Raw genomic sequence first — 25,936 nt, forward strand, 5'->3', positions numbered from 1 at the left:
TTTGTATTATACGCTGTCGTATCTAAAATCAAACAAAAGGAGAGAACAATATGCATGGAATTGATCGCCCGCGAATTAATGTTATAAGGACAGGAATAATTATTCTGATGCTGCTATCTGTTCTTGGTTTTCCTGAAAATTCTTTTTCAGGAATGCTGGTGGCGCAAGGCAAAAGGCACACTTACATAGCCGACCAGCAGGCAGGAATTGTTTATACCGTATATCCTGATGGAGAGTGGGTGCGGTTTGCTGAGGGATTAGGGAATATAAGGGGGCTCAGTCTGAGTCCTGACAGCTCCTTGTACATTCTGTCCGGTTCACAGAGTAAGCTCTACCGCATTTCTCCTGACGGAGTGATCCATGAGGTCAGGAAGGTGGAAACGGTTCCAAAAGCTATCTTCGTGGATAGAGATGGCAGAGTGCATTTCGTTCAGCGATATGGGCTCATAACCAGAGGTAGGTGACTGGCAGTGATAGGGCTTTTTTGCGTAGTCGCAGAATACAAAAAAGGATTGAATCATTGATTCAATCCTTTTTATGAAAAGTGGCGTCCCCAAGGGGATTTGAACCCCTGTCGCCGGCGTGAAAGGCCGGTGTCCTGGGCCAGGCTAGACGATGGGGACGCATCTGGAAATAGTACCTGCTTCAGTGGCCTGAATCACTTTAACGAAGCTGGATTTATGTAAGACTTATTGGCCGTAAGTCTATTTTGTTTGATGGCGTCCCCAAGGGGATTTGAACCCCTGTCGCCGGCGTGAAAGGCCGGTGTCCTGGGCCAGGCTAGACGATGGGGACGCATCAAGAAATTTGTATCTGCTCCAGTGGCCTGAATCACTATAATGAAGCTGATGTTATGTAAAGACTTACTTGGCTTATAAGTCTGTTTTATTAGATGGCGTCCCCAAGGGGATTTGAACCCCTGTCGCCGGCGTGAAAGGCCGGTGTCCTGGGCCAGGCTAGACGATGGGGACGCATCTGTATAAAAGACCCGCTTCAGTAGCCTGATACTATGTGAAGCGGGTAGAAATTTTTGCTGGCTGGGACACAAGGACTCGAACCTTGATTAACGGAACCAGAACCCGTCGTCCTGCCAATTGAACGATGTCCCAGCAGCGAGAAAACCTTTTATGTGTATTTGGTGTGGCTGTCAACACAAAATTAAATCTTTTTGGAAAAATGTGAGGGGGTGTGATTAAAAAATAAAATTGCTGCCTTTTTAGCCTACTCCCAAGTCTCTTTACACAGCCTTTAAAATTAGGCTGAAGGCAGGGCAAATCCTATTGAAATTGTCATTTGCTAATTCCTAGGTGGCAGGGACGAATATATATTGCTCAATCACTTTTCAACTTTCTAAAGCGCAGTGTTGCATACTCTTCATGAGCAATTCCCGTTTGAATTTCATTTCCACAGTAAAGTCCTAAACTCATCTGTACAGTAATTCAATTCCGGGGCAATGCTCGGATCGAGCGGGCCTGTTAGGAGGTGCCGGTCAAGATGCGGTAGTATTGCGGATCTGTTCAGCCAAGGAGGACCTAATGGAGTACACGTAAAAAAGCCCGATTCTTGCGAATCGGGCTTTTGAGAAATCGTGGCGTCCCCAAGGGGATTTGAACCCCTGTCGCCGGCGTGAAAGGCCGGTGTCCTGGGCCAGGCTAGACGATGGGGACGCATCTTAGAAAAACGGTACCTGCTTCTGTGGCCTGAATCACATTTAATGAAGCCGGTTATGTGTGAGATTCGTGCTGGCTTTGAATCTCTTGAGTGGCGTCCCCAAGGGGATTTGAACCCCTGTCGCCGGCGTGAAAGGCCGGTGTCCTGGGCCAGGCTAGACGATGGGGACGCATCTCAGAAAAGTTGTTGTTGGCTGGGACACAAGGACTCGAACCTTGATTAACGGAACCAGAACCCGTCGTCCTGCCAATTGAACGATGTCCCAGCAACGAGAAGAGTGTTTATTTGGATTGTCTCACTCTGTCAACAACTAATTTTAATATTTTTAAGATATTCCGAAAATAAAATGATTACAGAGCTCTAGAGAGTGCGCGAGTCTGCTTTTTCATTTTGTTGATTTTGCGGCGAAGCTGGCAGCGGTCTTTACGTCCGGTAGCAGCTTTCTTTTCAATACGCATTTCTCTCATCTTTCTCTTGATGGAAAGAATCTGATCTTTGTAAGGGGAAACCGCACCTTCTTCTTCCTCGATTCCGAGGTATTCCTTGATGTTGGCAATGATGGTTTCCTTGTCCATGCTGGATGCACCTACGATGAGGGGCATTTTGTCCATGCACAGCTGACGCAGATCCTTGGTGGTCATTTTGTCGAGGGGCTTCTTAAGTTCAAGACTCTCGAGAGTAGGGGTTTCTTCGCTCATGTTATCCTCCTTGGTTGGACCTTTTTCAGGTCCTGAAATATTATGAATTTTCAAACAGGCGGACGTATTTCAGATAACATCTTCCGACCGCCGATTCGGGATCAAATTTGTCTTTCAACCCGCCTAATTTGCCGGGTTTCTTGATCTTGGCGTCCTTGAACTGGGTTCTTTGTAATTCGTACCCGTCCAATGGAACCCTGCCGTTTAACAGTTCGAACAGCACCTTGTCAAAGACTTCTTCACCAAAAAATGAATTTATTCTTTCCAGGATTTCCGGCGCGAAATATGAAAGCTCCTGAGCGGCCACTGAATCATCGGAAGCAAGTATGAGAGTTCTCTTGCGATGTCCCAGAGGTTTGGCAAACTCCGCCAGCTCCCCCATCAGTTCGGGCCATGCCTTCCAGAGCCTGGGAATCATCAGCTTGCGGTCACCGTCAACGGTATTCACAAAATCCCCAAGGGCTTCATTCAGCGGGCGTGTCTTCCTCTGGCGGGGATGAAATATCCGCTTGGCCGGTCCTTTGTATTTTTTCTTTGCTGCCATAATTTTTTGCGAGAAAAATTGTTTGAAATCTGATTATACATTAATATCACTGTTGGCAAACCCATTTGGCCTCAATTTCCATTTTTAATGATAGTTAATGCTTGACGCATCTGAATATGCTGCGTAGTTCTTCGAGGATATTGTTATATAAAGATGTCGTTATGTTTTTCCGGTGAGGTTGCAGATGGAAATTTTGAAATACAGCAAAGCGTTGTCAGATGAGATAAGAATCAGGCTTCTGGCCATGCTGCGCGATAATGAACTTAATGTTGGCGAGGTGGTGCAGGTTCTGGGTATGTCCCAGCCCCGGGTTTCCCGCCATCTTAAGATTATGCATGAGAGCGGCCTGCTGGAATCACGCAGGGAAGGGCTCTGGAATTTTTATCGGTTGGCCCAGTCCGGTAACGGCAACCGTTTCGCTGAATCTGTAAGCTGGCTTATAGAGAATGAGACAGAAGTTGTGGAAGACCGCAGGCGGGTGGCGCAGGTACTGGCGGAGCGCAACCTTGAGACCCGCAAATTTTTTGATGAAATTGCTGAAGACTGGGAGCGGCTGCAGAGCGATGTTTTCGGTGATTTCAATTTGAATGAAGAGTTGGTCTCGATAGTTGATGACTGTTCCGTGGTGGTTGATCTCGGTTGCGGCAACGGTTCACTGCTTGAGGCGCTGCTTGTTAAGTGCGGAACGGTTATCGGAGTGGACAGTTCTCCGAAGATGCTTGAATTGGCGGAGTCCCGGATCGGTGATAATGATAAGGTGAGTCTGCGTATAGGTGAGTTGACCCATCTTCCTCTGCGTGACTGGGAGGCCGATCTGGCTGTAATTTCCATGGTCCTGCATCATCTTCCCAGGCCGGATAAGGCTGTTGCCGAGGCCGCGAGAACCCTTGCCAGAGGCGGCAGGTTGGTCGTGGCGGATTTTCTGGTTCATTCAAATGAGCGAATGAGGACCGAGTTCGGTGACCGCAGGCTCGGCTTCACGGAAGAAGAATTGGGCAGATGGATCTCGGAGTCCGGGCTGGAATCCGTGGATGTACGACATTTTCCCGTAAATGAAGGACTTACTGTCCTTGTATGCATATCAGTAAAAAAATAATGGAGGATTCAATGCTTAAAGTAGATCCGAATCTTGATTACAAAGTAGCAGACATCACCCTGGCAGACTGGGGTAACAAAGAAATGCAGCTTTCCGAGCGTGAAATGCCCGGTCTTATGGCTATCCGTGAGAAATATGGCAAGGAAAAGCCTCTTAAAGGCCTGAAGGTCATGGGCTCCCTGCACATGACAATCCAGACCGCAATGCTCATCGAAACCCTGCATGCTCTTGGTGCTGATATCCGTTGGGCATCCTGCAACATTTTTTCCACTCAGGATCACGCCGCAGCAGCCATCGCAGCTAACGGCACTGCCAAGGTTTTCGCATGGAAAGGTGAGACCCTTGAAGAATACTGGTGGTGCACCGAGCAGGCTCTGACATGGCCTGACGGTTCCGGACCCGACCTGATCGTTGACGATGGCGGCGACGCGACTCTGCTGATTCACCACGGTGTAAAGGCGGAAAAAGACGCTTCCATTCTTGATGAGAAAACAGATAACAAAGAATTTCAGTGCGTTCTCGACAGATTGAAACTTTCCGTAGCTGAAACTCCCAGCAAGTGGACTGAAATAGCTAAGAAAGTTCGCGGTGTTTCCGAAGAAACCACAACCGGCGTACACCGTCTCTACCAGATGCAGGAAGCAGGTGAACTGCTCTTCCCCGCGATCAACGTCAACGATTCCGTTACCAAATCCAAGTTCGACAACCTCTACGGTTGCCGCGAGTCTCTGGCTGACGGCATCAAGCGTGCTACCGATGTTATGATCGCCGGTAAAATCGTTGTTGTTGTGGGCTACGGCGATGTAGGTAAGGGTTGCGCCCAGTCCATGCGCGGTTTTGGGGCCCGTGTTATCGTAACCGAGATCGACCCCATCTGCGCGCTTCAGGCTGCAATGGAAGGTTTTGAAGTTACCACCATGGATGATGCTGTTGAGCGTGGTGATGTTTTCGTTACCTGCACCGGTAACTACCACGTTATCAAAGGTGCTGATATCGCCCGCATGAAAGATGAAGCAATCATCTGCAACATCGGTCACTTTGATAACGAAATCGATATGGGATTCCTTGAAAACAATTCCAAAAACGAAAAGATCGAAATCAAGCCCCAGGTGGACAAATGGGTGATGGAATCCGGCAAGTCCGTTATCGTTCTTGCTGAAGGCCGTCTGGTAAACCTCGGTTGCGCTACCGGTCATCCAAGCTTCGTAATGTCCAACAGTTTCACCAACCAGGCTCTGGCCCAGATCGATCTGGCCAAGAACGAGTACGAGCCTCAGGTTATGATTCTGCCCAAACAGCTTGATGAAGAAGTTGCCCGTCTGCACCTTGAGCGTCTTGGTGTCAAGCTGGACAAGCTTTCCAAAGAACAGGCAGATTATATCGGCGTTAAGCAGGAAGGCCCTTACAAGCCTGATCACTACCGCTACTAGAATCAAGTTCCGAAAGGTTGATTATATCCCCATCAGATGGAAGGGAAGGGCAGTTTCAGGCTGCCGCCCTCTGTCTGGTGGGGATTCTTGGTTTGGCGGACAGGATATGTTATTTGGGTGATATTTCTTTTGGCAGACCTTTAAGTGATAGGAATTCTCCTGAATCCTTTGACGGAAGCCAATTGGATATGTATCCGAGGGGGACAGATTTACATAAGTTATTTATTTTTAATTAGTTGGAACATATTACCCCGGTTTGTTCGAGGGGGCACGGAGACAGATAATGCTTGAAAAGGCGGCTATCAAGATCAGTCTTGATGAACCGGAAAAGAAATTTCTTGAAATGATAGCTTTCATGAGAAATTTCGGAACAAGGAAAATAGTCCTGATTCATGTGCGTTCCAAAAGCAGCTTTCGTGAGCATGAGCTGGCTGAGAACCTACTGGAAGCAAAGTGTTCAGAAATCATGGAGATGGGCATTGAGGCTGAGTATATTATAAGAAACGGCAGTGTCCCTTCAGTTGCGATTGATGTCGCCGAGGAGGTCAAAGCCGATTACCTTACAATTTACTGGAAGCCCAAGGGGCTTTTGCGGCAGGCACTGCTTGGCAGTATTGATTCGGACATTCTCCGGATGAGCAATCTGCCTGTATTTATATACAATCCTAAATTTCTCCGTCCTGTCGTGGAACTTCAGAGTGTCCTGTACGCGACAGATTTCAAGCCGACTTCCGCAGTTGTCAGACCATATCTGGTAAACAGGAATTTCAAGGCGGACACTCTTTATCTGCTGAACGTGGGGCAGCGCGCTCCGGACCCGGTAACGGAAGAGAAACGTATAAATGAAGTTTCTGACAATCTGCACAAAATAGCTGAAACATGTGACGATTCATATGAACACATAGAAGTGATCACCACTCTCGGGATAGTTTACCGCGAGATTGTAAAGCAGGCACGCGCCAAGGGTGTGGATCTGATTATTGTTGGAAAATCCGAGGATCTTGACGCGGTGGGCAAGTTGATCGGTTCCACTGCAGAGCTTCTGCCGCACAAATCTCCATGCAGTGTTTTCATTATTCCCGGTGTCTGTCGCCTTCCTGAAGTTGAAGAAGATTCCCAGTAAGAGGTTGATTCATGTTCAAGTTGGAAAAGAATATAGTATTCATTTTTTCACTGCTTATTGTTCTGGCATTGATAGTTGTCGGAGCTGCTTACCCGAAAGCTCTCGACAGTTGGACAATTCAGCTGCACAGCTCCATTATCCGTAATTTCGGATGGGGGTATCTGCTTTCTGCTTTCCTGTTTCTGATATTCAGCATTTTCATGGCTTTCAGCAGGTATGGAAATATAAAGCTGGGGTCGGATCACGAAAAGCCACGTTTTTCCTATTTTGGATGGTTCAGTATGCTTTTTGCCGCCGGGATGGGGATCGGGCTTATTTTCTGGGGAGTGGCCGAGCCCATGAGCCATTACCTTAATCCGCCCGCTTATATCAAAGAAGCTTCTCCCGAAGCTGCTAAATTTGCCATGCGCTACAGTTTTTTTCACTGGGGATTTCATCCTTGGGCCATATATATCGTGATGAGTCTTTCCATAGCCTATTTTTCATTCAGGCGCGGGATGCCGCCGCTCATATCAAGCTGCTTCTTTCCGCTTCTGGGGGACAGGATATTCGGCGTTGCAGGTTATGTAATTGATACTCTGGCTGTTTTTGCAACGGTGTTCGGTATTGTTACATCTCTTGGGCTGGGAGCCATGCAGATCAACAGCGGACTGGCTTCCGTTCTCCCGTTTGAGGCTTCTTTCGTCAGTACTCTTGTCATCATTGCCATAGTCACGGTCCTTTTCATGATATCCAGCATGACCGGGCTGGACAGGGGAATCCAGATGCTCAGCAAGGCCAATATAATGCTGGCTATTCTGATTCTGATCTTTATGCTTATTGTGGGACCGACTACGACTAGCTTCAATGTCCTGCTCAGCACTTTTGCCGACTACTCTTCCTCGCTGCTCAGCATGAGTCTTTCCACCAACCCTTTCAGGGGGCCGGAGTGGACCCAGAACTGGACCTTGTTCTACTGGGCATGGTGGATATCATGGTCGCCTTTTGTCGGTCTTTTTGTTGCAAGTATCTCACGTGGCCGTACCATCCGTGAATTTGTTCTCGGGGCACTTCTGGTTCCTACTCTGCTGACATTTGTCTGGTTCAGTGTTTTCGGTGGAGCAGCGTTCCATCTTGAGCTAGAGCAGGGTGCAAAAATTGCTGCTGCGGTTTCTCAGGATATTTCAACTGGACTATTCAAGCTTTATTCCTACTACCCTCTGAGCAATGTCCTTACCTTGTTGACGGTGCTGCTGCTTGTGGTCTTCTTTGTGACTTCTGCGGATTCCGCAACATTCGTTCTGGGGATGATGACTTCAGGGGGAGAAGAAGATCCTCCGGCCAGTAAAAAGCTGGTCTGGGGTCTGACGGTTTCAACAACAGCGGCTATCCTGCTTTTCACGGGTGGACTTGAAGGGTTGCAGCGGATGGCGATTGCCGCCGCATTGCCGTTTGCCGGAATAATGCTGCTGCTGTGTCTTTGTCTTATTAAGGGCTTGCGTTATGAATTCAAGCATGAATTGATGGAAAAGGACACTCCAGCTGATAATGTGGTGGATAACACGTAACTTGTCATGCTTGTTGTATCTTTTGTTTAAGCTTGTATTGAAATAATTATGGGGCTCGGGTTGAAAACTTCGAGCCCCTTTTCTATGTTCAACCCGGAATCAGGAATCAATATTAGTCAGCTGTTCCCGTCTGTTTTAAATAATATAGCCTGCTCGTATACTTTTAAAATCCGTCCGAAGATATTTGACCATCTGTAGGGAGCAGTCAGTCTGGTTAAATCCTCATTTTCCGGTCTGTTGCCAGCCTGCTCGGTGTTGATGGCATCCTCAAGAGCTGTCCGCAGTCGTTTCTCAAAAAGATGTTCTCCTTCCGGTGTCGGAGTATCCACTGTCTGCATCGGCGGAAGTGGCACCATGTGCAGGGCATTGGCGGAATAGTTGGAGAACAGCTCGCGTACCCCCGGGAGGTCTGTGGTTATTATCCTGCATCCGCAGGCCAGAGCTTCCAGTAAAACAAGGGGAAGACCTTCATAAAATGAAGGAAGGACAAAGATGTGACTGTAACGCATCAGTTCTCCAAGTTCCTGATGGGAAAGAACTCCGTGCACAGTGACTTTGTCTCCAAGCTGGGCGGCAAGTTCCAGACATTCCTTTTTTTCGGGCCCGCTTCCTCCACCTACCAGATGAAGATGAAAATTCAGGTCGTGGAGTTTGATCAGACTGCGCAGCAACCAGGGAACACCTTTGGATCGGTTGAGCTTGCCCGCATATAATAGGTGGATTGTCTCTGATTCAGTTCTGATTCCGGTTGATTCAGTATAGAAACATAATTCATTAAATCCGCCGCTGATCGTTGCGATCCGTTCTTCCGGGAGATTCAAAAGGTTGATGATCTCACTTTTTTGCTGGTTGAAAAGAGCGATAACTCTGTCGATCCCGGACAGTTCCGCCAGAAGAGATCGGCCCAGTTCAGGGCAAAGTCTATGTTGCCGCAGGCAGGTCCCGTGGCAGGTTGTAACCAGAGGTATTTCCGGAGCAGCGCGCCGGGCGGCGCAAGAGGCCATCCATAAATGGTTTGAATGTATGATGTCAGGCCTGAACCTATCAACAGCCTGCTTTATGGTTGTTTCAAATGCCGCCAGATATGATGAGATCTCGTCTTCTTTCAGGTGGGAACATACCGTGCTGGGATAAGGCATTACATCGCTCATCCCGACCACTTTAAAGTCAAGGCTCCGGTTCTCAAAATGGACAAACAGGCAGTGCCCAGGGCTGATTATTCCTCCAAGCGGAGTATCATTGAGTGAAAAACCGTCAGGAACTCCGGCAACAAGAAAAGCATCATGTCCGCTTTGCAGGGTTTGCTTGATCATTTCCTGCACATATTTTCCGCTTCCAGTGGAATCCGGAATCTGGCTTAAAAGATGTAGAATTTTCATTTTTCTAAACATTTAATTGTTATAAAGTTAGATAATCCGGATTGTTAGCTTAGCTTTGTGGCTACAATTTTACATGTTGCCTGCAAGTTTTCATAGCTTGGAAGTTAATCGTTTTCTTCTGAGTATTTCATTTTCGGATAAGATGAAAGCTAAGAGATAGGGTCTATCTATTTGATGTAAAACGATTACCTTTGCTATTAATCGGCAAGGGTTGAAACATGAATATTGAATCACTCATAGAGCATGGCACCGGAGTCATCAATGAAGATTTTCTTGTGATTGAGGAAAATCTATTTGGTGTTTTTGATGGAGCGACCAGCCTTACGGCTGACAGGTATGAAGATGGTCACACAGGAGGTTTTCTGGCCTCAAGTCTTGCCGGTGAGGAGTTCCGGAAGAACTGCGGAACTATGGAGGAACTCGCGGAGCGTGCCAACAGGCAGATATGGAATGGTATGGCTGAGCGCAATGTGAACCTCAGCTGCAAGCGAAATTTATGGAGTACGAGTGCGGCTGTTGTTCGCATCCACGACGGGATGATGGAGTGGGCTCAGATTGGTGATTGCAGAATAGTATGTGTTTATGAGACAGGGCATTATGAATTTCTCTGTGACTGCCCAGAGCAGGATGTTGAAACGCTGACTATGTGGAAAGAAGTAGGTAAAGCAACTGACACCCCCATCGGAATTGCCATGCATGAGCAGATTGCCAGGGTACGTTCACGTATGAATCTGGATTACGGAGTCTTCAACGGTGAACCGGAAGCTTTGGATTTTCTGAATACAGGAACACATGACCTCTCCGGGGTCAGTAATATTATGATGTTTACCGATGGGTTGCTCATTCCCTGCGAAAATCCTTGTGAGGAACGTGATTTCGACAAACAGATAAGTCTGTTTCGTCAAGGTGGACTGGGGAAGGTTCGCGATTATATACGAGACATTGAGGCCACTGATTCTAACTGCCTTACCTACCCTCGCTTCAAGATTCACGATGATATTGCCGCTATTGCCCTTGAAATATAAGTACTCTCATATATTGTTCTCATTTCCCTCTCGCTGTCGGGATATCGGACTTACTTATCTTGCCTACATCAACTCTACATAAACTGACTTTAAACGGTTACTGCTGACCTGATTATGGGGCGGTGACTGGTTTCTAATATTTTCAGGCATCAGGGAGAAACCGTATCCCCCTGATGCCTTAATTTCTTTAGTCTTCTTCCACCATCTCATCAATCAGTTCCTGGAGTTGCTGGGCCAGTTCTGAGAGTTCATTGACAGCTTTAGTGGACTGGTTCATGCCTTCTGATGTTTCTTGAGTTATCCTGCTTATTTCTTCAACTGCGTGGTTGATTTCATCCGACGCGGCAGATTGCTCTTCCGCTGCAGCGGCAATTGTCTGAACCTGATCGGAAGTGTTGTTGACCAGATCTACTATTTCATTAAGGGATTCACCTGACTGGTTAGCAAGTTCCGTGGCCTGAGCAGTCGCTTTGGTTGAGCGGTCCACTGCTTCAATATTCTTATGTGCCCCTGTCTGAATAGCGGAGATTGTAGAAGAAACTTCATGGGTGGCATTCATTGTCTTTTCCGCAAGTTTACGAACTTCATCCGCCACCACTGCAAATCCGCGCCCTGCTTCACCTGCACGGGCAGCTTCAATGGCAGCATTCAGCGCCAGCAGGTTGGTCTGGTCTGCAATATCGTTGATCACTTCAAGAATCCGGTTGATATCATCGACCTGTTGGCCAAGTGATGAGATTTCAACTTTGAGTTCCTGAGCATATCCATCTACCTGACGTATTGCGTTTATGGATTGTTCAACCACATCGGAACCGGTTACGGCAAATTCACGGGCTTTGTCAGCTGAATCAGCTGCAGAGGCTGAGTTGCGTGCTACTTCCATAACAGTCGCGTTCATCTCCTCCATAGCTGTGGCGGTTTCTCCCGCGCGCTGGTTCTGGACTTCTGCTCCCTGATTGACCTGATCAATCTGCAGGGAAAGTTCTTCCGCCGATAATGCAAGGTGCTGGCTTATTTCCTGTGCTTTCAGAGCAATCTGACTGTTCTTGTCAAGCAGTCTGGATATTTTGGCTTTTTGGCTTTCAGCCTCATCCAGAGCGGTTTCGGCTTTACGCGTCTGCTTTTCTGCTTCTTCACTTTTTACATTGGCTTCAGACATCTTAAGTTTAAGCTTGCCGACCATTGCCTCGATTGCGCTCTTAACCCGCCCAAGTTCTGCAGTAAAAGATCCTGATGCTTCGGCATCGAGATTCCCTTTTTCCACTTCTACGGCATAATTCTCGATGTTAGTCAGTGGAGTAATGATGTTTATTTTCATGAGAATCGCGGTTATTACGCTTATGATAACAAGCAGGAGCAAAGTTGCTCCAGCGACTCTCAGGAGAGTATTGAAAATCTGTTCATGTGTTTTATCCAGAGAGAAAATAAGTTCGAACGCTCCGTGAATCTCCCCTGTTTTCCACCCCTCTTTTATGCCTCCTACCGCGTCCGGGGAGCCTTTGGGATCACCATGGCAGTACAGGCAGTCTTCGGTCAGTCTTACAGCTCGAAAGTAGCGGATGGCATCGTCTTCGTGGATAACCAGTTCTTCAAGGTTGTCGGCTTTAAGTTTCGCGAGAACTTCTGACTCAAGGGGGGTAGGGGTGTTTTTCGGATTACGGGGTTTTTCTTTAGGGACCCGGAATTCATAACCGACTTTATTTGCGTTTTTACGTGTAAGATTAATGGAGGTAATAACCGGAACTGCCTCTAGGATATTTTCTTTTTCAATCTGGTCGAACGGCCTGATAATTCCAAGGTTGAGTTTCTTGGACATTTCTTCCCGCGCGGCTTCGGCTTGCAGGGTAATAGCCCGGGATTGCTCAATGATGTTTTTTTTCGCCTGGCTTTTAATACTGTAAGCCTCCATAAATCCCATAACAATGGCTATAGCAACAGGGCCGAGTATAGCGATCAGCATTATCTTCCATCTAAGGCTGAGTCCGTTAAGCATTTCTCCTCCATCTGAAAGTCGATTATAAGGGGTATTGGTTAAAATAATACTATTCTTTCAAGTTATGTAAATTGTTTTTTGGAATTTGTACGGCAACTCATACTTAAAAAGTAGACTTTATTATCTATAAATAAATGCTCATGTTGAGTAATAAAAATCCATTCGATGTTTTCTTCACTTTTTCAGGCCTCACTGCTTTTTGTTGATCTCGATCAATGCCCATACTTCCGGTAGTGGGTAGCGTGCCTGAAAATGAGTATATGAAGGTCACTATTCATCAACTTCAATTAGTTGTATGGGTAAACAAACAGAAATTAGGCTGAGCGCGGATTCCTGATTGAGTCGTGGCCTGAAGGGCCAAAAAAAGGAGAAATTTCATGAGTGGACAAAAGATAGTCGTTATTGGCGGTTCTGCCGCCGGTCCAAAAGCAGCAGCACGCTCAAAGCGTCTTGATGCGACTGCCGAAGTAACCCTGCTGCAGAAAGCACCGGAGCTGTCTATGGCTTCATGCGGTTACCCTTACTATATCGGTGGTAATTTTGATGAGCGTAACGCTCTTCTTGCTACTCCTACCGGGGTGGTAAGGAACGAGGCCTTTTTTGCTGCAGCCAAAGGGGTAAATGCCAAGGTTAACACCGAGGTTACAGCCATTAACCGCGATAACAAAACAGTCGATTGCACTGATCTTGTTTCCGGGGAAAAGTTTTCAGTTGATTATGACAAGCTGGTTGTCTGCACCGGAGCCAATCCGAGGCGTCCCCCTGTGAAGGGTATTGAGCTGAACGGGGTAAGGTCATTGTCCGAAATGAAGGATGCTGACAAACTGCGTGAGCTGGTCGGGTCCGGTGAAGTAAAAAAAGCGGTAATTGTCGGCGGGGGACTGATCGGAATTGAAGTCTGTGAAGCTCTTACCGAGTCCGGAGTTGAAGTGAGTGTGGTGGAAATGCTTTCACAGCTCCTGCTTTTTCTTGATTGGGAAATGGCCAAGCTGGTTGAAAAACATGTCTCCTCCAAGGGCGTCACTGTCCATACGGAAAACGGTGTGAGTGAGTTCATCGGCAAGGACGGCAAGCTCACAGGTGTAAAGCTTAAAGACGGATCAATCGTGCCCTGTGATCTGGCGGTTGTTGCTGTGGGGGTAACACCTAATTCCAGACTGGCTGCTGATGCCGGGCTGGATATAGGTGAGTTCGGCGGGATCGTTGTAGACGAGTATATGCGCACATCGGACCATGATATATACGCTGCCGGTGACTGCGTTGAAATACCGCACCGTATCACAGGAAAAAAAGTTTTTGCGCCGTACGGTGATCTGGCAAACCTTGAAGCCCGTGTGGCTGCCAATAACATTGTGCTGGGTGATAAGCATGTTTTTCCCGGAACAATTCACAGCGGTATCTGCAAGGTTTTTGATCTTTCTGCCGGAGCAACCGGACTTTCCGAGCAGAAGGCCAAAGCTGAAGGGTATAAAGTCGTTACTGCAACCAACGCCAGCACCGACAAGCCCGGATTCATGGGAGCAAAGCTGCTTGTATCAAAAATGGTGGCAGATGCGGAAACTGGGCGTATTCTGGGATTTCAATGTGTCGGACCCGGTGATGTGAACCGTCAGCTTTCCGAAGCAGCTGTCGCCGTCATGAACGGAAATACTGTCAGGGATATCGGAGTTGCCGATCTGCCTTACGCACCTCCCTTTTCTCTCGCAATCGATCATTTCATCACAACTGCCCATATTCTGGAAAACAAGCTGGACGGCAGGATGGTCGGCATCAGTAATGTTGAAGTAAAGGATAAGCTGAACAGCGGAGAAAAGCCTTATATACTTGATGTACGGGCTCCTGATGAATTTGAGGAAATGCGTCTTGATGTAGGCGAAAATTTGATTCCTTTGGGTAAATTACGCAGTTCACTTGATAAAATGCCGGAAGACAAGGATGCGGAAATAGTAACCTTCTGCAAAATCTCTTTGCGCGGTTACGAAGCCCAGCGGGTTCTTGAGGCCAACGGGTGGAAAAATGTAAAAGTAATGGAAGGCGGAATAATGGCCTGGCCTTTCAAGGTAGAGATGTAGTTTTTTAAACTCATTGCGATTTAAAAATAAATGGTCAGCCCCGATTCGGGACTGACCATTTTTATATGCTGAATTTTGGTTTAGCCTTCGCCATAACTATCGGTCAATTGGGGAAAAGAATCCATATGCGGTTTAACCGCTTTGCCGAGCCAGCTTATCATTCTGCCCAGATTCTCCATATTTGCCATGCCTTCCGTATCACCCTTAACTTCACCTTCTCCAAGGCCGTATCCCATGTTCCAGTATGTGGACCCAGGAAGAATCATTCGGGAAATCTGGTAAAGATGGTTGATGGTATCAAATACATGGGTAGCTCCGCCACGGCGGACAGCCACGGCTGCGGCCCCGATTTTTCCGGCAAGCAGCCCTCCGTTGGCGAGTCCCACGAAGCCCGCACGGTCAATGAGTGCTTTGGCTTCAGCTGAAACATCAGAGAAATAGGTCGGTGAGCCTATAATAATCGCGTCGGCATTGATTATTTTCTCAAAAACTTCATTGAATTTGTCATTGTCCACCACACATTTCCGGTCCTGATTTTCCCAGCATTTCATACAGGCCATACAACCGCGGATTTTCTTTCCGCCAAGTTGGTAAAATTCGGTTTCCCAGCCGTCTTCCTTTAGTGGCTCAAGTGCTTTGAGGAGCATGTCCTTGGTGTTTCCATTCTTGCGGGGGCTGCAGTTAATTGCCAGTACGTTCATATGACTCTCCCTTTATTTGTAAATTAATTCTCGGGGCTTTGAATTCCAGAAAAGGAATTATCCCACATCGGGTTTGTTTCCATCAGTTGTTATACTGAACCAGTGTCATACATTATGCTTAGAATATGATACTGGAGGATCTCCCCTTTAACCTTCGAGGTTTCCTCCATTAAAGTTCCCAGGAGTTAGAATGAATCCAGCGTATTCAGTTTTGCAGGGGTTCGCTGTACTGTGCGATGATACTTAACAGCAGGGGTACCGAAGGTCATACAGTATCCGATTTCATGATCTTCAGGAATTCCTAGTTTTGCAGCCAGTTCGGGAAAGAAGTCGGCAACGCACCATGTCATGATGCCGTTCCAGACGGTCCCCACTCCCATGGTCTGGGCCAGAAGATCGAATGTCGTGAGCGCGATGATACAGTCTTCTTTAGGGAGGGGAATATTTTTGGGGGCACTGGCAATGAGTATGTGTGGAGCGTCTTTCATGATAAAGTCCGCACCGTGCTCTATGTAAGATCCATAGGACATTTTAAGGTATTTATGTCGAAGGTCCCCTTCGTCAGGTCCCATTCCTTCCAGAAGCTTTCCTACCTTGCTGTACACTTCCCTGCGTAGATCTTCAGTGGCTTCCGCAGTCATGGTCGTAGTAAAAAGAACTTCCTGTGCATTGGTCCCGGTGGGAGCATGCCATGATGTTTCCAGAAGCCTGTGTATTTTATCCGGGGAGAGAGCTTTTTTCTTATAATTGCGGGTAGAGCGGCGTCCCTTTATGAGGATTTCCATAGAGTGGGCAGTGGGAAGTTCATAGTCAAGCTGGAGGCTGTTTTCCGGGTCAGCTCCCATAATGGAAATAGCTCCGGTAGGGCATATCGCAAGACAGTGCTGGCAGTGGATACATTTCTTTTCATCCGGGATGAAAGGGCAGCCGTTTTCTTCAATGGTGATACACATTGGCGGGCAATCGGCCACACACTTGCCACATCTGATACACAGTTTTTCGTCTAATTTGAAATTAAGCATGTTTTCCCTCTGATTACGTTTATTCGTGTTAAAAACATCAGTCTACCTGAAGTAAAGACATTACCTGATGTAAAAGGATATGAGAATAAACAAAAAAGATGAGAATGAGCAAAAAAAATCATAGCGCTTACATTTGTAGAAACTTTTCTCAGTTCCTTTGAAACTTGGGCGGGATTTTTCTATTGCTCTTTTGTCTTTATGCCCTCTCCGAGCAGATTAATAAGATCCGCCTTTTTTACCGGTTTTGACAGATAGTGATCACATCCGGCTTCAATGCTGTTTTTCCTGTCTTCTTCAAAAGCGTTGGCTGTCAGAGCTATTATCATAACCGGGTGAAGTCCGTTTTCCTGTTCGTATCTGCGTATTTCTTCGGTTGCCCGAATCCCGTCCATAACAGGCATCTGCATATCCATCAGTATGGCATCAATACCCGGAGTGGTTTTAAAAATCTCGAGACCTTCCATGCCGTTTTCAGCCATGATCAGCCGATGCTCGGTGCTGCCCAGAAAATGTTCGAGAAGCAGGCGGTTGCTTCTGGAGTCCTCAACTACAAGTATTGTTTTGGGACTGCTGTCTACTGATCCCTTGTGATGCTGTTCTGCAGAAGACTGGATTATATTTTTAGGGGGAGTGATCACCTCAAAAGGAATGTTAACGTAAAAAATACTTCCTTCGCCATGATCACTGACCACCCCTATGCTGCCACCCATCAATTCGGCAAGGCGTTTGGAGATGGCCAATCCCAGTCCGGTTCCTCCATATTGGCGTGTGGCAGTGGAATCTGCTTGAGTGAAGCTGTCGAAAACAGTGGATATTTTTCCGGCATCGATTCCGATTCCGGTGTCTTTTATTTCGAAATTGACCTCTACGTTACGCTCATCTTTATATGAAGCCTGAACACTCACTTCCACATAGCCTTCATCAGTAAATTTTACGGCATTTCCCAGCAGGTTCATCAGAATCTGTTTAAGGCGGAGTTCATCTCCCTTGACCCACTGCGGAACATCCGGATTAATTGAGCTGTTGAATTCCAGATTTTTATTGCGGGCCTGCATCCCCATAATACTGCTCAGGCTTTCCAACATATCATGCAGATTGAAAGCTGCGTGGTGGATTGCCATTTGTCCGGCTTCAATTTTGGAAAAATCAAGAATTTCGTTGATCAGTTTCAGCAGACTTTCCCCAGCTGATTTGAAAAGGCTCACATATTTTTTCTGCTCATCAGTCAAGCCGGATTCGGATAGCATTTCGGTCATGCCCATTATGGCATTAAGGGGAGTGCGTATTTCATGGCTCATATTAGCCAGAAATTCCGATTTCGATTTGTTGGCGGACAGGGCGGCTTCTTTCTCGATTTCTGCTTTTTCTTTCAGCTTCCGTTCCGAAATATCGGTGGACATTCCCTCAAGATATATCTGGCCGTCTTGATCCGTAACCAGACGGCAGTAGCTTGTGAGGAAGCGTGACTCCCCGGAAGGAAGTCTGACCTCATATTCAAAGTCCTGAACATTGCCGTTTTTTAGCAGTTCACGGATAAGCTGCTTTCTGCGTTTAGGGTCCACGTAGAGTTGGCTACCAATATCGTTTACCGTGGAAAGAAGTTCTTTGGGGCTATCGTATCCCAGAAGTTTGGCAAAAGCGGGGTTCACATTCACCAGTTTGCCGTCAATTGTGGTTCTGAATATTCCTTCCGTAGCGTTCTCAAAGAATCCACGGTATTTTTCCTCGGCCTGACGCAGATCCAGAATGAGTTTCTGGATATCATCCGACATTTCATTGAAAGTTGTAGCCAGTTCTCCCACTTCATCACTTGAATCAACTGTAAGCCGGTGGTCCAGATCACCGCCCTGGAATTTTTTGATTCCCTTGATCATGTTGGTTATCTTTTTGGTGAGGGTGGATGCCATCCATATTGCAATGAAAATTACAAGGATGATCATCAATAATGTGGAAAATGAAATCCTTCTGGATGTCTTGGCTTGAGAGTCTCGGAGAATTCTCTGGGTTTCCTCATTCTGATCTTCCAGAGATTTTTGAAAGGCAGATGAAATACCTTCTATTTTTTCACCCGTTTCTGTGGCGGCCTTATGAAATTCGTATACATTTGCGCCTATGGTAATAAATCCAAAACCTCTTTTACCGGAGTAAATTCCGGTGTGATAAGGTATCGCGGCAGCGGTCGTGAGTTTCCAAAGACCGCTCCAGAGGATCACAAATGATCCCGAGCCGCCGTTTTCAGTAAGGTTGTGCCAGCCGTCACACTGTGGGGCAAAGTTAAGAAATCTGCAGTCAAGCCCAAGAAGGCCCGCGTCTGTCAACTCTATTGAGGGCTTTTTCTGCAGAGACTGATTCTTGAATACGGTTGCGTTCTCCATCCAGCGGGAAATCGTCTTGTTGCTCTGCGTGAAATCATCATACATTTCCGCTTCAAGCCAAGGGACTGCCGGTTGTCCTGTCTCCGGATCATAGCCGACAATGAAGTAATCTCTGGGATGGGATATGTTGCGGTCCTTATAGTCCCACATAAATGCGTAGTTTCCGGTAGAGGCGTCAGATATTGCAGTGTATCTTTCGGATGTGGGAACTATGTGGTCGGTAAATTCCATCAGGTGGGTGTGGTCCAGTGCAAGTGTTACATACCCTTTTATTTTACCATTTTTGACCACAGGGGAAGCCCAGCGGATCAACCCTTTGAACTTTTCGCCCACGGGATTTTCCTTACCGGCATAACCGGCTTTTTCCGGGGTGAACGGTATACCTTTTTCTTCTGCCCTTACTTTGGTGTAGGGACCAATTATAGGGCTTTTCAGGTAGGGTCCGATAACCTCTGAAACGTAGACTTCTCCTGCTTTCAGCTTTTGAAGTTCATCAAAATACCCTTCTGCCTTGCAGTAGGTATTTGCTTTATCGGCGATGTTCTTTCTGGTTTTCGGAAGAAGGTCTGAAGTTGTGATTTTGATCAGCTCATTTCCCTTTAGATCCACATAGGTCATTTCGAGAAAAAGAGGTTTCTTGGTACGGATTCCGATATTGTCCGGAGGACGGGAGTGGAAATCTTTCGCATTGTCGGGGTTTCTTGCGGAAACCCTGTGTCCTTGACCGTTTTCTGGATCTTCGGGAACCCATACGTCCCCGGATTCATTCAGCACCCATGGTTGATGCTCGGTAATATTTCTGTTCAGCGGGGCTAGAAATTTCCTGTAGTTGTCTTCCGAAGGTTCAAGGGATGCGGCCAGCAGGATGTCATTGTCTCTGGCATAAAGAAATTCGGCTACTTTTCTGGCAGTATCTGTCGTGAGGCGTTCAATGGTTTCCCGGGATTTGAGGTCAAGGGCTCTGATGGAGCTTTCGACAGACATATTGCTGATGTCATTGATAGTTTCTCCTGCATCTGTGGAGAGCTTGTTTACCCTGTCTTCAACGTTTTGACCAAGAAGCAGTATGCCGTTCCATGCAATCCAGGCTAAAACGATCAGAGGCAGAACCTTGATCAGAATGAAAATGGAGATCAGCTTGAAACGAATCCCACAAGTCCGGGGCCATGCCATATTAAGCTCCTTAAGAGTACGTGGAGAAAAATTGCGGTTGAATAATTCCAGAGTAAAACCGCCATATCCCAAATCTTTATAGCACAATAAATAAAAATATCTTTTGGTGCAGTTCTTGTCAAAAAAGAAAGTCTATTCTGTAACTGTCCAAATTAAAGACCGATCAGCTTTATTCCTTGTAAGTTCGTTTGGGTCAAGCTCTATCTGCAGATATGAGGTGTGGGATTTTGAACAGTTAATCACCGGGCAGTCAGAGGGCTTACACCGGACTTTCAAAAGAGCTGCGCAGTTCAATGGAGTCCGCGCGCCAGTATTCGAAGTCAACTTCAACAATTTTACCTGACTGGGAGGTTTTGACCCTCCGGAAAAACATACCGGGGTAGTGAGCAGGAAGATCTATCAGGGAAGCTGTTTTTTCTTCCATGTTAATAGGGCGTATTAAAAGGGATTTTTGGTAGAGATGAATGCCATGGTCATCCTTCAAAACATCAGTCATGGGGCGAGTTACTATCTTGGGCAGGAACCCGGGACATACTTCCGCAAGGAAAAAGTATTCCGAATAATGGACAGGCTGCCCGTCCAGACTGCCGGTTTCAAACACATGGAAAAGCGGAGTACCCTCATCAACTTCAAAAAGCTCTTTCAGTTCACCGGATGCGGGAGTGGTCCCGCTTTCTTTTACCTGCCATGCCGGGAAGAAACCCTGCTGGCGGGCGCGTCTGTCGAAGTTGACGTGTTCCTTGCTTGGATCGAAAATTAGGCGTTTCCCGCTGGCAAACCAGCCCTTGCGCCCGTATCTGTATATTTTACCTTCTCGTTCCAGAATCGAGAGAGCGTGTCGCACTGTGTTGCGGTTGACACTGAACTGCTCCGTCATTTCCCTTTCCGTGGGCAGTTTATCGTGGGCAGTAAGTGCCCCGGAACGTAACTGGTCCAGAATATGACGTTTGACCTGAAGGTATTGAGGTTTTTTATTACTGTCTTTCATAACTGACCGCTTGCTAAACTCTTTTCATTTTTTATGCAATAAGCCGCATTTTTGATGTTGCATTGTAACACATACGACAAGAATTTCTTATTAACCTTGCGTAGTTTTGCCTTGTTGGGTTAACCCAGTACTGGAAGCAATATTGAATTCGTTAAAGGTTGCAGCAGGATGCTGGTAAGTGTCAGGGTCAGGCTGTGGATGGGTTGACCAGAGTAATTGTTATTAAGTGGTGGTGGCAGTTAGGTTACTTGTGATCATTCAATGATGGAGTTTGACAATGAAAAAAATTTTTGTGTTCGTACTGTTGTCTGTGTTTGTCATGGCAGGTTCCGCCTTCGCGGAAACCCTTAAGCTTTTGACCTGGAAGGGGTATGCTCCCCAGAAACTTATCGATACTTTTGAAAAGGAAACCGGAATTGATGTTGAAGTTACTTTTTCAAATAACGAGGAAATGATCGCCAAGCTGCGTGCGACCCGCGGAGCCGGATTCGATCTGGCTCAGCCGTCACAGGACCGCATTTCCTCTGTACAGGAAAAATACAAAATTTATCAGGCTCTCGACTATTCAAAGATTGATTCCGGTCTTTTCATCCCTTCCATGTTCAAGGCCGTTAAGGGAAATACGCAGGTAGGCGGCAAATCATATGCAGTGCCTTTCTGCTGGGGCACTTCCGGCCTCATAGTCAACAGCGAAAAAGCTCCCGGAGCAGACTCCTTCAAGGCACTGATTAATCCTGAAAACAAAGGGCGCGTAAGTTACCGCCTCAAAAGGCCTACTCTGATCGCAATGGGCTTTGCTCTTGGATACAATCCCTTTGATCTTTACAAAGACCCCAAAGCCTACAAGGCAATGCTCGATAAAATCGCGGAAACTCTCATCGCGGCTAAGCCCAATGTGAAGAATTACTGGGCCAATGGAGATTCTCTCCTTGAATCCATGCGCTCCGGTGAAGTGTATGTTGCAATGGCCTGGGATGCCGGAGGATGGAAACTGCATGCGGATAACAAGGCTATTGACTTCAAGGCCCCTGAAGAAGGCGCTCTCGGTTGGATTGACACTTTCGCAATTCCCGCGAAGGCAGAAAATACTGACGCTGCCTACAAGTGGATCAATTTTATTATGAAGCCTGAAAATGCCGGGTATTTCACTTCACAGGAGAAGTACGCCACCGCCTCAAAAGGTGCTCTTGAGTTCACCGAAAAAGCGGTTGCTGCTAACTTTGCCCGCTCATTCCCTCAGTCAGTTATCGATAATATTAAATGGTATCCTCCTGTTCCTGCCAATCTGGAGAGAATGGAAGGTAAAATTCTTGATAAAATCAAGGCTGCCAACTAATTCCGGCCTGTTCGCATCTACAAATTGAGGGGGGAGGCAGTCAGGCTTCCCTCCTGCTCACCAATCTTAACTACCGGTTTATCCATGAGCAATGATCTCTCTATAAGTAATATGGTGAAAATGTTCGGCGATTTTAAAGCCGTGGACGATGTTTCTTTTGATGTTCCTGAAGGATCGTTTTTTTCCATTCTTGGTCCTTCCGGATGCGGCAAGACGACCCTGCTGCGAATGATTGCCGGCTTTGATGAGCCCAGTTCCGGTGATATAGAAATACGCGGTGAAAGTATGCTCGGTGTTCCGCCGAACAAACGTCCGGTCAATCTGGTGTTTCAGCACCTTGCGCTTTTTCCCATGATGAATGTGGCCGAAAATATAGCTTTCGGCCTGAAAAGAAGGGGAGTGGCTGGTGCAGACATCAGGAAAAAGACCGAAGCTATTCTTGAGCGGGTGGGGCTGCCCGGTTACGGAGAAAAACAGATTAACCAGCTTTCAGGTGGACAGCGGCAGCGGGTAGCCATTGCCCGTTGTCTTGTTCTGGAGCCTTCGGTGTTGCTGCTTGATGAACCTCTGGGTGCTCTTGACCTTAAGCTGCGGGAGCAGATGAAGGTTGAATTAAAGAAACTTCAGGCGAAAGTCGGGACAACATTTATATACATAACCCATGACCAGTCTGAAGCGCTGGTAATGTCCGACCGGGTGGCTGTGATGAATCAGGGACGGTTCGAGCAGGTGGGTACTCCGCAGGAGTTGTATGGTAAACCGGAAACTCCTTTTGTGGCCCGTTTTGTGGGGGATAATAATGTCTGGAGCGGTAAAGTAGTCGAGAGTAACGGACAGGATGTGGTGGTCGGCACTGATGAGGGCTATTCCTTCCGAGCGGTTTCACATACCGGATGCAGCAGTGGAAGCCGGGTGAATCTTTTTCTACGTCCTGAAGCCATGCGCATTGAGCCTCGGAACACGGACGGTCTCAATATGTTCGGTGTAACCGTTAAAAGTATACTTTTTGACGGAGCCAACAGCCGTCTGCTCACTGTGACAGGAGAGGGCAACGAACTCATTGTCACCCTGCCCCAGAACCGCAAGTTCGATTATATTGAGCCGGGAAATGAAATCAGTGTGGGCTGGCATCCCGATTCGGGAATCTGCTTCAAGGCGGAGGGCTGATATGAAGAGTTCCCGTCTTGCATTCTGGATTTTTCTGGCCCCGGTTTTGATGTGGCTCGGGCTGCTCATTGTCCTGCCTCATCTGGATCTTCTTACCATGAGTTTTAGAGGGGAAGATGACTACGGGGAAATGGTCTGGACATTTCAAAACTATATGAATTTTTTTGATGAGCCTATTTATTGGCTTACCTTTGTGCGTACCGCTCTCTACGCAATCATAACAACATTCATAACTTTTCTGCTGGCTATGCCGGTCTCTTTTTATATCGCCAAGCTGGCGAAAGCCCGGGTGCAGGGAACGCTCATGATACTGCTCCTTCTTCCATTCTGGGTCAGCGAGCTGGTGCGGATATACGGCTGGATGATTCTTCTGCGTGAATCAGGGGTGCTGAATTTCTTTATGCTGAAGTTGGGTATCCTCGATAAGCCGGTGGAAATGCTTTACAACGATGCTACCATGATCATGGGACTTGTTTATACCTCCATGCTGTTTATGGTCGTTCCTCTGGTTTCGGTTATGGAGAGTCTTGATGACAGCCTTATAGAAGCGGCACATGATCTGGGGGCCGGACATTTAACCATCTGGCGGACTATTATCATCCCGCACTGCAAACCCGGGATAACATCAGGATCAATCGTTGTATTCATGCTGGCGCTGGGGAACTATCTTACTCCCAACCTGATGGGGGGCAAAAATTCCCTCTGGTTTACCGAGCAGATTTATAATCAGTTCATTGCCAGTTTCAACTGGAATCAGGGAGCGGCTTTCGGGTTTCTGCTTCTGTTGCTCAGCACCCTGATAATCTGGGCCGGACTTAAAATAACAGGCCAGAAACTCGGGGAGGTGGCGACATGATCCGTTCATTGCCGAGAAGCCGGACTTATAACTGGTCTTTCAATTGTTTTATTCTATTGTATTTTGTTTTTCTATTCGCGCCACTGCTGGTTACCTGTGTACTTGCATTCAATGATTCTAATTTTCCCTCACTTCCATGGAACGGTTTTACTTTGGACTGGTTTTTTTCTTCCGGGCCGGAGCGTATCGGTTTTTTCCATGATGACCAGACGCTGCGATCTATTGCGACCAGTTTTAAAACTGCCTTTTTTGTCTCCATTCTCTGTGTGGTGGTGGGAACCTGCGCCAGCTTTCTGTTTGAGAAAGAGGAATTCCGCTTCAAAGGAGTTCTTTATTTTCTGATGCTTGCCCCGCTTGTTATTCCCGGGGTTATTTTAGGGATATCCCTGCTGCTGGCCTCCAATACTGCGGGAACTTTTTTTGATGAAAGGTTCGGCCTTGATTTTGACCTGTTTCGTCCCAGTTTCTGGCTGGTGGTTATGGGACAGTTCTCTTTCATTTCAACTTTTGTGACTCTGGTTGTTTCCGCCCGGTTGAGAAAATTTGACCATTCCCTTGAGGAGGCTGCCCTTAATCTCGGAGCGACCCAGTTTGAAGTTATCTGGTATATTACCCTCAAGTTTCTGCGTCCTGCGATTATCGGAGCTGGGGCGGTTGCTTTTCTCATGAGTTTTGAGAATTTCAATACAACATTGTTTCTTGTCGGTTCCGAACCGACGCTGCCCATCAATCTTTATCTGCAGGTGCGTGATGGCAGTACACCAGTTATTAATGCCGTTTCTTTGATGCTGATTCTGGGTACTTCGCTTATGGCACTGGTCAATTTATATTTTACCAAAAAAGAGGACTAGGTGTTTTTCGATAGATTTGAAGGTGCGGGATATATCTGCGCACACCGCGGGGCAAGGGCTATTGCTCCTGAAAATACATTGTTTGCTGCCGAGTTGGCCCTTGAAATGGGAGCGGACTTCTGGGAAACGGATGTCCACAAACTTAATGACGGATCGCTGGTCATTTTTCATGACGAGGTGCTTATCCGCACGACAGATATCAAAGTTCGCACAGACTTCACTGACCGGGAGCCATGGGATACACATCTTTTTTCTCTGGATGAAATCCGCAGTCTTGATGCCGGGTCATGGTTCGTGGATCTTGATCCTTACGGGACTATCGCTTCGGGAGAGGTGGAATCGTGGATGCTCGAAAGGATTCGCGGACAGCGGGTAATGACTTTCCGGGAAGCTCTTGCGTTTTCTGTACGCAATAATTTTCCGATGAATCTGGAAATCAAAGATCAGATCAATTCGCCCGGTGATCTCTCCGTTGTCGGTGATGTTCTGGCTGAGATTCGTGACATGGGAGCTGAGGACCTTGTTCTGCTCTCTTCATTCAACCATAGCTATCTTGCTGAGAGCCGCCGCCTTGCTCCTGAAATTCCTGTCGCTGTCCTTGTTGAAAACCGGCATCCTGATTACATTCTGAACTATCTGGAGAATTTTGGAGCTAGGGCATATCACCCGGATGTTGAAATCATTGATACTGAGCTTGTGCGTCATCTTTCAAAAAACGGAATCAAGGTAACTCCCTTTACTGTCAATGACATGAATAAAGCCGTATCACTCATCGAAGCGGGATGTTTTGGTGTAACAACTGATTATACGCACACTTTGCGGAAAATCCTCAACAGGAGATAGGCAGAGATTTCATGAGCAGTGGGCAGTAAATGTATTGTCTCAATCT

Annotated in this window: 20 protein-coding genes and 7 tRNA genes; 12 read left to right on the forward strand and 15 right to left on the reverse strand. The window is 47.0% G+C overall.

What is annotated here, in order from left to right; genetic code table 11:
* The first annotated feature begins 50 nt into the window (after window positions 1–50).
* Window positions 51–464 (forward strand): hypothetical protein, encoded by a 414-nt coding sequence (locus ACZ5PW_RS06455; RefSeq protein WP_464559082.1) that lies wholly within the window; start codon window positions 51–53, stop codon window positions 462–464.
* An 81-nt stretch (window positions 465–545) separates the two neighbouring features.
* Here the strand turns inward: ACZ5PW_RS06455 and ACZ5PW_RS06460 are convergent.
* The 9 genes from ACZ5PW_RS06460 to ACZ5PW_RS06500 all read right to left on the reverse strand — a co-directional run bounded on the left by ACZ5PW_RS06460 (window position 546) and on the right by ACZ5PW_RS06500 (window position 2,913).
* Window positions 546–623 (reverse strand) — tRNA-Glu (locus tag ACZ5PW_RS06460).
* 94 nt (window positions 624–717) lie between these two features.
* Window positions 718–795, reverse strand: a tRNA-Glu gene (locus ACZ5PW_RS06465).
* A 98-nt stretch (window positions 796–893) separates the two neighbouring features.
* Window positions 894–971 (reverse strand) — tRNA-Glu (locus ACZ5PW_RS06470).
* 63 nt (window positions 972–1,034) lie between these two features.
* Window positions 1,035–1,109: transfer RNA gene (locus tag ACZ5PW_RS06475), tRNA-Gln, on the reverse strand.
* A 480-nt stretch (window positions 1,110–1,589) separates the two neighbouring features.
* Window positions 1,590–1,667 (reverse strand) — tRNA-Glu (locus ACZ5PW_RS06480).
* Window positions 1,668–1,762: 95 nt separating this feature from the next.
* Window positions 1,763–1,840, reverse strand: a tRNA-Glu gene (locus ACZ5PW_RS06485).
* Between the two features lie 21 nt (window positions 1,841–1,861).
* Window positions 1,862–1,936, reverse strand: a tRNA-Gln gene (locus ACZ5PW_RS06490).
* Between the two features lie 85 nt (window positions 1,937–2,021).
* A complete protein-coding gene (locus ACZ5PW_RS06495) occupies window positions 2,022–2,369 on the reverse strand; it encodes a hypothetical protein (protein WP_464559084.1) in 348 nt (115 codons plus the stop codon).
* A 40-nt stretch (window positions 2,370–2,409) separates the two neighbouring features.
* Complete coding sequence (locus ACZ5PW_RS06500; RefSeq protein ID WP_464559086.1) at window positions 2,410–2,913, reverse strand: DciA family protein; 504 nt, start codon at window positions 2,911–2,913, stop codon at window positions 2,410–2,412.
* 184 nt (window positions 2,914–3,097) lie between these two features.
* Between ACZ5PW_RS06500 and ACZ5PW_RS06505 the strand changes: the two genes are divergently transcribed.
* From ACZ5PW_RS06505 to ACZ5PW_RS06520, 4 genes are all read left to right on the forward strand, one after another.
* Window positions 3,098–4,009 (forward strand): ArsR/SmtB family transcription factor, encoded by a 912-nt coding sequence (locus ACZ5PW_RS06505; protein ID WP_464559088.1) that lies wholly within the window; start codon window positions 3,098–3,100, stop codon window positions 4,007–4,009.
* An 11-nt stretch (window positions 4,010–4,020) separates the two neighbouring features.
* On the forward strand, window positions 4,021–5,439 hold the full coding sequence (gene ahcY / locus ACZ5PW_RS06510) for an adenosylhomocysteinase (RefSeq protein ID WP_464559090.1): 1,419 nt from the start codon (window positions 4,021–4,023) through the stop codon (window positions 5,437–5,439).
* A 283-nt stretch (window positions 5,440–5,722) separates the two neighbouring features.
* Window positions 5,723–6,562: a universal stress protein gene (locus ACZ5PW_RS06515; protein ID WP_464559092.1), complete on the forward strand. Its 840-nt coding sequence runs from the start codon at window positions 5,723–5,725 to the stop codon at window positions 6,560–6,562.
* Window positions 6,563–6,573: 11 nt separating this feature from the next.
* Window positions 6,574–8,109, forward strand: coding sequence for a BCCT family transporter (locus ACZ5PW_RS06520; RefSeq protein WP_464559094.1), 1,536 nt, complete (start codon window positions 6,574–6,576; stop codon window positions 8,107–8,109).
* A 116-nt stretch (window positions 8,110–8,225) separates the two neighbouring features.
* Here the strand turns inward: ACZ5PW_RS06520 and ACZ5PW_RS06525 are convergent, their stop codons facing one another.
* Window positions 8,226–9,488 carry a glycosyltransferase family 4 protein gene (locus ACZ5PW_RS06525; protein WP_464559096.1) on the reverse strand — a complete coding sequence of 421 codons (1,263 nt, stop codon included), beginning with the start codon at window positions 9,486–9,488 and terminating at the stop codon, window positions 8,226–8,228.
* A 218-nt stretch (window positions 9,489–9,706) separates the two neighbouring features.
* Here ACZ5PW_RS06525 and ACZ5PW_RS06530 point away from each other — a divergent pair, with 218 nt between their 5' ends.
* On the forward strand, window positions 9,707–10,513 hold the full coding sequence (locus ACZ5PW_RS06530; protein ID WP_464559098.1) for a protein phosphatase 2C domain-containing protein: 807 nt from the start codon (window positions 9,707–9,709) through the stop codon (window positions 10,511–10,513).
* A 187-nt stretch (window positions 10,514–10,700) separates the two neighbouring features.
* Here ACZ5PW_RS06530 and ACZ5PW_RS06535 read toward each other — a convergent pair whose 3' ends face one another.
* Window positions 10,701–12,506, reverse strand: a complete 1,806-nt coding sequence (locus ACZ5PW_RS06535; RefSeq protein ID WP_464559100.1) for a methyl-accepting chemotaxis protein — start codon at window positions 12,504–12,506, stop codon at window positions 10,701–10,703.
* 377 nt (window positions 12,507–12,883) lie between these two features.
* Between ACZ5PW_RS06535 and ACZ5PW_RS06540 the strand changes: the two genes are divergently transcribed.
* The gene (locus ACZ5PW_RS06540) at window positions 12,884–14,578 is read left to right on the forward strand and encodes an FAD-dependent oxidoreductase (RefSeq protein WP_464559102.1); all 1,695 of its coding nucleotides are present in this window, start codon (window positions 12,884–12,886) and stop codon (window positions 14,576–14,578) included.
* A gap of 80 nt (window positions 14,579–14,658) precedes the next feature.
* On the opposite strand, the gene ACZ5PW_RS06545 is transcribed toward ACZ5PW_RS06540, so the two are convergent.
* The 4 genes from ACZ5PW_RS06545 to ACZ5PW_RS06560 form a co-directional block, all read right to left on the reverse strand.
* Window positions 14,659–15,279, reverse strand: coding sequence for a flavodoxin family protein (locus ACZ5PW_RS06545; RefSeq protein WP_464559104.1), 621 nt, complete (start codon window positions 15,277–15,279; stop codon window positions 14,659–14,661).
* A 185-nt stretch (window positions 15,280–15,464) separates the two neighbouring features.
* Entirely contained in the window at window positions 15,465–16,301 is an 837-nt protein-coding gene (locus ACZ5PW_RS06550; RefSeq protein ID WP_464559106.1) for a nitroreductase family protein, read from the reverse strand.
* A gap of 179 nt (window positions 16,302–16,480) precedes the next feature.
* A complete protein-coding gene (locus ACZ5PW_RS06555) occupies window positions 16,481–19,849 on the reverse strand; it encodes an ATP-binding protein (protein WP_464559108.1) in 3,369 nt (1,122 codons plus the stop codon).
* A gap of 259 nt (window positions 19,850–20,108) precedes the next feature.
* Window positions 20,109–20,837, reverse strand: coding sequence for a UTRA domain-containing protein (locus ACZ5PW_RS06560; protein WP_464559110.1), 729 nt, complete (start codon window positions 20,835–20,837; stop codon window positions 20,109–20,111).
* Window positions 20,838–21,114: 277 nt separating this feature from the next.
* Here ACZ5PW_RS06560 and ACZ5PW_RS06565 point away from each other — a divergent pair, with 277 nt between their 5' ends.
* The 5 genes from ACZ5PW_RS06565 (at window position 21,115) to ACZ5PW_RS06585 (ending at window position 25,890) form a co-directional block, all read left to right on the forward strand.
* Entirely contained in the window at window positions 21,115–22,173 is a 1,059-nt protein-coding gene (locus ACZ5PW_RS06565) for an extracellular solute-binding protein (RefSeq protein WP_464559112.1), read from the forward strand.
* An 84-nt stretch (window positions 22,174–22,257) separates the two neighbouring features.
* A complete protein-coding gene (locus ACZ5PW_RS06570; RefSeq protein WP_464559114.1) occupies window positions 22,258–23,340 on the forward strand; it encodes an ABC transporter ATP-binding protein in 1,083 nt (360 codons plus the stop codon).
* A 1-nt stretch (window position 23,341) separates the two neighbouring features.
* A complete protein-coding gene (locus ACZ5PW_RS06575; RefSeq protein ID WP_464559116.1) occupies window positions 23,342–24,196 on the forward strand; it encodes an ABC transporter permease in 855 nt (284 codons plus the stop codon).
* Complete coding sequence (locus ACZ5PW_RS06580) at window positions 24,193–25,047, forward strand: ABC transporter permease (RefSeq protein ID WP_464559118.1); 855 nt, start codon at window positions 24,193–24,195, stop codon at window positions 25,045–25,047. The genes ACZ5PW_RS06575 and ACZ5PW_RS06580 overlap by 4 nt, the downstream gene beginning before the upstream one ends.
* Window positions 25,048–25,890 carry a glycerophosphodiester phosphodiesterase gene (locus ACZ5PW_RS06585; protein ID WP_464559120.1) on the forward strand — a complete coding sequence of 281 codons (843 nt, stop codon included), beginning with the start codon at window positions 25,048–25,050 and terminating at the stop codon, window positions 25,888–25,890. It begins immediately after the preceding gene.
* Window positions 25,891–25,936: the final 46 nt, after the last annotated feature.

The organism is Maridesulfovibrio salinus, assembly GCF_055394525.1.